Raw genomic sequence first — 7980 nt, 5'->3', positions numbered from 1 at the left:
ATAGTAGCCAACGGCTACAGTGATAACATCCTTGTTAAATTGTTTATATCTGAAATAGTTCATACAGAAGACTCCTTTTTGTTAAAATTATACTATAAATTCAACTTTGCAACAGAACCTTTAATAGTATATCAATTTAATGATTTTGCATTCCTAACCACTATGATGTTATAATGCAATTAACAAAGATGTCGTGCATGTATGCACCAAATCCCCTAACTATGCCAGTAGTTAGGGGATTTTTTGGTGTGACTAGTCGCCTATTTATCATTGCGTTTGCGTAGCCAGTTCGCAAATAAAGCAACGATGCAACCACTTGCTGCTGTGGTCATGATGTTTACAAAGATGTCGGTCATTGCGTATGCACCTCCTCTCTACGTCAAATTGACGCCAGAGATAGGCGACTCTATTATTATATCATTTGTAAATACATAAGCATATTCACTTCCGATAAGTGAAATTATGTAAAAGCTAAGTATAATAAGATTAACTGTATTCAATAAAAATAGAGTGTACAGAAAAAGATATACTTCATGTACACTCTACACTTAAACTAATTTAAATATCATAATAAGAAAACTATTTAATTTAAATAAAGATATAAGTTTGTAAATTGCTCTTCGTCATTATATTTATCTACAATATCAAAAATATTTTTATCAGTTATCTCAATTTGCTCTTCTTTCAATACGGCAACAATATTAGTAACACTAAAATCACTAACATTTGATTTTATTTTATTATCGTAATACGTTAGTATACTGAATATTTTAACTTTTTGTGATTCGCTATAATTATAATTATCAAGAATATTTTTCATAATTTATCACTTCCCAATTATAGATTTTGACTACTAGGACGAATTATAAATTCATTTACAGATGATTCTTCGGGTTCGTTAATTGCATAATTAATAGCTCTTGCAATAGCATCTGGTTTAATTGCATCTTTGTATACTTCATCTATTCCTTTTTTCATCTCTTTATCGCTAATATGGTCTGTTAATTCAGTATCAATAGCACCTGGAGAAAGAATTGTTGTTCTAATATTTGAACCCACTGCAGCTTCTTCTTGTCTTAATCCTTCAGTTATCGCTCTTACTGCATATTTAGTCCCACTATAAACAGCGCTACCTGGGAAAACAACATGTCCTGCTACAGAAGCTAAATTAATAATATGACCTGATTTTTGTTCTCTCATATAAGGTAATACTGCACCGATACCATATAATACGCCCTTAATATTAACATCAATCATTTGATTCCATTCATCTTGTTTATTCTTTTCTAAAAATGATTGAGGCATAAGACCAGCATTATTAATTAAAACGTCTACGCGTCCAAATTCATTATACGCTGTTTCTATTAATGCGTTTACTTCATTGGCATTAGTTACGTCTGTCTTTTGGATGCAAATATTATTACCTATATTCTTTTGAATTTCTTCCAAGCGATTTAAACGTCTAGCTCCTAAAACAAGTTTAGCTCCATTTTCAGATAGTAAACTCACTGTTTCCTCACCAATGCCACTAGACGCACCAGTTATCACGACCACTTTATCTTTTACATTATTCATTATTTTGCCTCCTTGTTTAATGAAAATATAAGTTTCCCTATATTATCGTTATCAAAACATAGTTAATATTTTCACTATAAATGTCTACAATTAAAATACTTAAAATAATATTTTCATTTTTAGACTACTTATTTTATATTTTTGAATAAGACTCTCATACATTATAAATGTTTAATTGAAATAGCTACATATTCCTGTTAATGATAAAATACTCATTAAGTTCATGCTTAATAGAGCGAGTATCAATTTTATTTTTTAGAGTACACCTAAATATAAAAAATTTATCCACTTTTATACATTATATGAACTTTTTATATTTAAATTACGTATATTTATTGAAAGCTAATAAAATGCATATCGACTGGGTGTCTCTAATTGTTTCATTTTAAAACAAGGAGGGGACAAAATGGTAGATGAAAATGATTTATATAAAATGATAGTAGAAACAAATGATAGTAAAAGTCTAGAAATACTATATGATCGGTACGAGTCGTTATTATTCAATTTGGCTTATAAAATAACACAAGATGTGCAATCTAGTGAAGAAGTTTTACAGGATGTTTTTATGAAAATATGGAATAAAAAGGCAATTTTCAACCCTGAAAAGGGGAAATTATCAACTTGGCTTATTACGTTATGTCGTAATAGATCTATTGATGCTATAAGAAAGAAAAAAATTATAGAGAGTCAATTTGATGAGGATTTTCAAGGTATACAATCTGATAGTCTACCTGAATATGATTTGTTAAGTAAAGAAGTCTCAGAAGAAATCAATAAAAGGATTTCACTTTTAAATAAAGATCAACAAAAAATTATTTCTCTGTTTTATTATAAAGGATTGAGTCAGCAAGAAATTGCAAGTAATTTAAATATACCTTTAGGGACTGTAAAAAGCCGTATGAGACTTTCAATCCAACATTTGAATAACTACTTTAAAAAAACTTTAAGAAGGGAGGATGAAGAAAATGAGAGATAGCAAAGTTGATGAAATATATGATTATTTCAATGATAAATTGAGCGAAAGCGAAAAAGAGCGCGTTGAAGAAGAATTAGATTTTGCACCTGAAAGCTATAAGACTTTGAAAGATATCGAAATTCTTCATGATACACTTCCTTATAAAAATAAGCAGGTTGAAGCTCCGATAGGAATGAAACAAAGAATTTTAGAATCAGTTTTAAATGAAGACAAAACTTCAGGTAAAGATATAAAAAGTGAAAATCAAGAAGAGGATTTTAATTCTACTAATTCAAAAACCAATAACCAATTCCAACAACATATAAATGTATCAACACAGAATAATAAAAATCATAAAAGTGCTGTTATTAAGCGTTTTTATGTAGGTATTATAGCGGCGATGTTGTTGTTATCTCTTATAGGCAATGGCGTCCAATTTTGGGGGAATAAAGAATCAAAAAATCAATCTACTTCAATGATAAACACCGGCGACGCTAAAGTCATCAACCTAAAATCTATGGGTAATGACAAAACGCAAGGTCAAGCCTACCTTTCGAATACGAATAATAAAACAGATAGAAAATTAATAGTTGAAGCCAAAGATATTGAAACTACAAAAGGCAACCAAGTGTACCAAGTCTGGGTATTAAAAGATAATAAAACTTACCCAGCAGGCGCGTTTTCTAGTGAAAACAATAAAGGGATGGTTGTTTTTGACTTGAGTAATATAGACATTGATAAGAATGATAAAATCGCTCTTACATTGGAACCTTCTCCTAATAATACTGAACCTAAAGGACAAATGGTTATGGCGAGTAGTGAGATTTAATCTTATTATTATGATGTTTTTAAATTTATTGAAAAGGATCACAAATTCATGTGATCCTTTTTTTATATTTATACGTATATTTTGTAATTACTTTTTGATAAGTAAATTGAAGTTTTAACTAATATTACAAAATAACTGAAGATGTTGGGTGAAAATTAATGCAAATTACTATTAAAGATATTCTATTATCAATTGAAAAAAACACAATTACAAATACTAAGTGTATTAATTTTAATATGGATAAAATTTGTCAAAAGATTACATCAATGTATCAAGATATACAACAAAATACTATTTTTATGTTGAAAGACTCAGAAAATGCGGCTTATTATGCTCAATGTGCTAATGAAATGAAACCTTTGGTTATGATTACCAACTCCTCTCCAACTAAACTTAATCACCTAGAATTTAACGTTCCTATTGTATATATAAATGATTTTCCTAGCGTAGCCAACAATCTAGTAAAATTATTCTACAGAACAGCCATTGATGGACTAAACTTTATTGCGGTTACAGGGACCAATGGTAAGACAACGACGAGTCATATGATTGGGAATTTATTAACACGGTTGGGTAAAAAGGTTGCTATTATTGGAACGTTAGGGGTGTTTGACTGTAATTATGAAAAGATGAAATTTAATCACACGACTCAAACCACGCCAATGTATTTTGAAATGGGTGAAATTATAGAATATTTTTATTACAAAAATTATGACTATATTGTATACGAAGCAACATCGATAGCTTTAGACCAACAACGTACAGATTTTATTCCGAATGCTTTAGCAGTATTCACTAATTTTAGTCCTGAACATCTCGAATACCATGGTACTATGAATAATTATTTAAAAGCTAAATTGAGATTAAATGATTTGAGCCAATTAAATTTAGTTAATTTAGACACAACTGAATATAACTCTATTGTGAAAGATAAATGGCATTTTTCGAATAAACAGCAAGCCTATTATCAATATAATATCGGTGATAGTCATATTGATATGACAATTGATAAAGATAGGTTTTGTATTAAGCCTAAATTTAAAGGAGGGCATAACTATATTAATTTAGCTACAAGTATTTTTAGTTTGCATAAATTAGGTTTTGATATTAAAGAAATTATTAAAGCTTCGACTGTTATTGGCTCGCCATTACATCGTTTTCAAATTATTGAAATAGAGGATTATACGATTATATTAGATTTTGCACATACAGCTTTAGCCATTAAAGAGTCGATTAATAATGCTTTGCAGTATACTGAAAGTATAGGTAAAAAGCTAAATACAATGGTCACGGGAATAGGTTTAAGAGGTTTTGACAAAATAGGAATGACTGTAGCCGAGTTACCTCAAGGTGTTCATAAGTTGATGCTTGCTGCTGAGCAAGTGGGTTATGAAGATCCTAAAGAAATAACTGAATTTATGATTGGACATTTACCCCGTAGTTATAAGAAGCATAGTGTTTTAAAGTCTTACTCACGAAAAGAAGGAATAAGAGGACTTCTGAATGCAACTGATAAAAATAATGAAGTGATTTTACTTACGGGTATTAATGAGCCACAAAACTATAAAGGGAAAAAATATGATCACGATGATCAGATCTACATTAAAACATTATTGCAAACAGATAAATCTTGAAACATTATGATTATATAAAAAGATGAGAGACTTGCTTCTATAATATATTTTTAAATTAGCATCGACTTTATTTTAATTATTAAACATCATAAAAAAGGACCTCAGTTGAGGTCCTTTTTTATGATGTTATTGAATATTAACTAATCATTACTTTCATTAAATAACCTTGCTTATCGAAAAAGGCTTTGTACATACCGTTGTTTGTTTCGTAAGTCATATATGATCCGTTTTCTATTTGACCTTCATCAGACATGTGATTAGACATATGCTCTTTCTTGAACATATCTTTACTTACTACATGTTTCTTAGTATCGAAAGTGATATGAACGACTTGTCCATCTTTGTTCATATCCACCATTGTGTCATCCAATTTTTTACTTGTAGCAACGTCTTTATCCGCAGCTGCTGTGTTAACTTTGTATCCATCAATCATAACATTATCGTGTTTTAATGCTCTTACAAAATTATAATCTTGAGTGAAATCACCATCATATGTTGTATAACCCGTATAATTATAATAAGGCATCATTGCTTGTTGGTTCATGTTATCCATATTATGGTTCATAGACATATCTTTTTGGTTCATATTACCATTCATGTTGTCCATATTATGGTTCATAGACATATCTTTTTGGTTCATATTACCATTCATATTGTCCATATTATGATTCATAGACATATCTTTTTGGTTCATATTACCATTCATATTGTCCATATTATGATTCATAGACATATCTTTTTGATTCATATTATTCATGTTGTTATTTATAGTATCGGCATGTGCTGTGTTATATCCACCTGATCCATTACTTGCTCCTAATAGTACACCTGTAGCTAATACTGATGATGAAAATACTAATAATTTGTTATTCATAAATCTTCGCCCCTTTTTAATATTTTTATAAATCATTCGCGTTGCCTGAATTTCGTTAAAGATTAAGCTCAAAACACAATTAGATTCTTTTAATCTTACAAAATACATTTAATATAGATTTGAACAAATCCCCCTTTTTGTTGCTACTCATTAAAACATACGTATTTTTTCATTGTTAAGTTCACTTTTAATAAAAAAAATTAACTTTATACTTTTTAAGTCATCCTATCATTGATATAAAAATATACAGTGATACTTAAAATCTTTAATTTCACAAATACTGTTTTCAGGTCAACTTAAGTTCCCATATAAAAATTGCTTTAAACTAAATTAAAATATTCTTCAAATGTAAGATTTTCATTTACTATTTTCATGGCATCTTCTTTACCTACATATCTTAAATGCCAAGGTTCATACATAAATTTTGTAATGTCTTCTTTACCTTCAGGGTATCGGATAATAAACCCATAGAAATGTGCGTTATCATGAAGCCACTTGCTTTCTTTTGTAAATTGAAACTGTTCTTTTATTGACTCATCTAATCCGGGAGAGGCAACGTCAAAAGCTAAACCGGTTTGATGTTCAGAATATCCTGGCTCAGCGCTATAAGTTTTCGCTTTTTTCAAACCATCACGACGAACGTACATATTGAATAACCGTATTTGTTTTAAATATGATCGAAAACCACTAATAATAATTAGTTGAAACCCTTGTTTTCGTGCGTCTTTAATCATAAATTTCAAAGCGTTTTTTGCCTTTAATTTTGGAAAAGGTATATAAAATGGACAAACTTTATAATCTCTATTTACAATAATATGATTATTCACATAATATGCGCCATTCCTTTTCACAATAGTATTACATTTTTCTTTTTTCTTTTTTTTAAATGAATAGATTGTAGTAAAAATAGCTACAGCTAGAACGAATTTTTTCATATAATCACCCTTTATATAGTCTTTTATTTAATAACCAAAAATATATATTTAAATATATTTCATAGATAATCCAAGATAAATGTATTCCTAAAAGTAAACGGATAAAATTTTTCTTTTTGATGACTGACTTAATACTCACTATCATAACTAGAAATTGAACTATTTTTATTACAAGTGAAAGAAAAAAGGATTGATGTTTGAAAAAGATTAAATACCAAAAGCTCTGTGCTATTAATTGGGCATTATAAGCTAAAAAGAAATTTTTTTATAGTATGAATGTGAAAGTGTAAGAGTAACACTCGAAATCATATTAACTATTATCCATATTAAAGGAAGAAACAGACTATTAATAATATATTTATTTTTTTCTAAACGTTCGTATTTTTCTTCGTTATTTTTTATAGAAAAATTAGAAATTTGGAATATAGCAAACAAAGGGTAGCAAAATTTTAATAATAATAATAGTATTTTCAAATAATCATTCCTTTTTAGTATTTAAAGTATACATTATTAACTTAATAATAGTTTATGAAGTATGTGATTCACATACTAATATTTTGATTATTCAATGTTTTATATTTGTTTAACCAACGATATACATAAACTTCAGATAAGTTGAATTATATTGATTAATAGTAAAGATATAAGTGTTGCAATTAAAATATTGAAAATTCCAGCAATTAAAAAGCCTAAACCTATTAAACTAATAACAGCCTCAATAATTGGGGTGTAGTAAGCAACATATACTAATCCTAAGTTTAAATTTATATATTAATCCACCCAAAAATGGAAAAAAAGAGATTTATAGTTCATTAAATTGGCCACTTCTCTGTCTTTCATTTTATTAAAAAACAATAAAGTTATAGGCGTTAATAGTAATAAAATTTCAAAAAATAAATCTGCTTCTAAATTTAGTCATTATATCCATCATTTCTACATTAATAATGAACTATTAAATGTAGAATATTTCCGTTATAATTACATATTTAAGTGCTAAATATATTTATTTTTTAAACTTCTTACATATCTCATCACTTTAACCTTATCTTTATCATTTTCGGTTCTGTTGCAAAGTTGAATTTATAGTATAATTTTAACAAAAAGGAGTCTTCTGTATGAACTATTTCAGATATAAACAATTTAACAAGGATGTTATCACTGTAGCCGTTGGCTACTAT

The 7980-nt window shown here is 28.3% G+C and carries 8 protein-coding genes and 1 pseudogene; 3 read left to right on the top strand and 6 right to left on the bottom strand.

The window, feature by feature from the left end; all coding sequences use genetic code 11:
• Window positions 1-260: 260 nt before the first annotated feature.
• The 3 genes from ACP7BT_RS13395 to ACP7BT_RS13385 form a co-directional block, all read right to left on the bottom strand.
• Entirely contained in the window at window positions 261-356 is a 96-nt protein-coding gene (locus tag ACP7BT_RS13395; RefSeq protein WP_002510758.1) for a type I toxin-antitoxin system Fst family toxin, read from the bottom strand.
• 227 nt (window positions 357-583) lie between these two features.
• Window positions 584-820, bottom strand: a complete 237-nt coding sequence (locus ACP7BT_RS13390; protein ID WP_040138588.1) for a hypothetical protein — start codon at window positions 818-820, stop codon at window positions 584-586.
• Window positions 821-837: 17 nt separating this feature from the next.
• Window positions 838-1575: an SDR family oxidoreductase gene (locus ACP7BT_RS13385; RefSeq protein WP_040138587.1), complete on the bottom strand. Its 738-nt coding sequence runs from the start codon at window positions 1573-1575 to the stop codon at window positions 838-840.
• Window positions 1576-1981: 406 nt separating this feature from the next.
• Between ACP7BT_RS13385 and ACP7BT_RS13380 the strand changes: the two genes are divergently transcribed.
• From ACP7BT_RS13380 to ACP7BT_RS13370, 3 genes are all read left to right on the top strand, one after another.
• Complete coding sequence (locus tag ACP7BT_RS13380) at window positions 1982-2551, top strand: RNA polymerase sigma factor (RefSeq protein ID WP_041080858.1); 570 nt, start codon at window positions 1982-1984, stop codon at window positions 2549-2551.
• The gene (locus ACP7BT_RS13375; protein ID WP_041080859.1) at window positions 2541-3359 is read left to right on the top strand and encodes an anti-sigma factor; all 819 of its coding nucleotides are present in this window, start codon (window positions 2541-2543) and stop codon (window positions 3357-3359) included. Before ACP7BT_RS13380 ends, ACP7BT_RS13375 begins: the two co-directional genes overlap by 11 nt.
• Window positions 3360-3517: 158 nt before the next feature.
• Window positions 3518-4993 (top strand): Mur ligase family protein, encoded by a 1476-nt coding sequence (locus ACP7BT_RS13370; RefSeq protein WP_041080861.1) that lies wholly within the window; start codon window positions 3518-3520, stop codon window positions 4991-4993.
• Window positions 4994-5129: 136 nt separating this feature from the next.
• On the opposite strand, the gene isaB is transcribed toward ACP7BT_RS13370, so the two are convergent.
• The 3 genes and pseudogenes from isaB to ACP7BT_RS13355 form a co-directional block, all read right to left on the bottom strand.
• Window positions 5130-5867, bottom strand: coding sequence for an immunodominant staphylococcal antigen IsaB family protein (gene isaB / locus ACP7BT_RS13365; RefSeq protein WP_041080862.1), 738 nt, complete (start codon window positions 5865-5867; stop codon window positions 5130-5132).
• A 320-nt stretch (window positions 5868-6187) separates the two neighbouring features.
• The gene (locus ACP7BT_RS13360; protein WP_069821790.1) at window positions 6188-6802 is read right to left on the bottom strand and encodes a M15 family metallopeptidase; all 615 of its coding nucleotides are present in this window, start codon (window positions 6800-6802) and stop codon (window positions 6188-6190) included.
• Window positions 6803-6806: 4 nt separating this feature from the next.
• Window positions 6807-7043: pseudogene (locus tag ACP7BT_RS13355) on the bottom strand (tryptophan-rich sensory protein); the annotation flags it as partial.
• Window positions 7044-7980 lie beyond the last annotated feature (937 nt).

Origin of the sequence: Staphylococcus sp. Y174-1 (genome assembly GCF_049897865.1) — a bacterium.
GTDB lineage: Bacteria > Bacillota > Bacilli > Staphylococcales > Staphylococcaceae > Staphylococcus > Staphylococcus saprophyticus.
Note: the sequence above shows the minus strand (reverse complement) of the source record. Positions and strands in the feature narration are given on the sequence as shown.

What these genes read in the sequence shown, in the direction of transcription:
- ACP7BT_RS13395 (WP_002510758.1), bottom strand. Translation starts at nt 356, where the DNA reads ATGACCGACATCTTTGTAAACATCATGACCACAGCAGCAAGTGGTTGC.
- ACP7BT_RS13390 (WP_040138588.1), bottom strand. Translation starts at nt 820, where the DNA reads ATGAAAAATATTCTTGATAATTATAATTATAGCGAATCACAAAAAGTT.
- ACP7BT_RS13385 (WP_040138587.1), bottom strand. Translation starts at nt 1,575, where the DNA reads ATGAATAATGTAAAAGATAAAGTGGTCGTGATAACTGGTGCGTCTAGT.
- ACP7BT_RS13380 (WP_041080858.1), top strand. Translation starts at nt 1,982, where the DNA reads ATGGTAGATGAAAATGATTTATATAAAATGATAGTAGAAACAAATGAT.
- ACP7BT_RS13375 (WP_041080859.1), top strand. Translation starts at nt 2,541, where the DNA reads ATGAGAGATAGCAAAGTTGATGAAATATATGATTATTTCAATGATAAA.
- ACP7BT_RS13370 (WP_041080861.1), top strand. Translation starts at nt 3,518, where the DNA reads ATGCAAATTACTATTAAAGATATTCTATTATCAATTGAAAAAAACACA.
- isaB (WP_041080862.1), bottom strand. Translation starts at nt 5,867, where the DNA reads ATGAATAACAAATTATTAGTATTTTCATCATCAGTATTAGCTACAGGT.
- ACP7BT_RS13360 (WP_069821790.1), bottom strand. Translation starts at nt 6,802, where the DNA reads ATGAAAAAATTCGTTCTAGCTGTAGCTATTTTTACTACAATCTATTCA.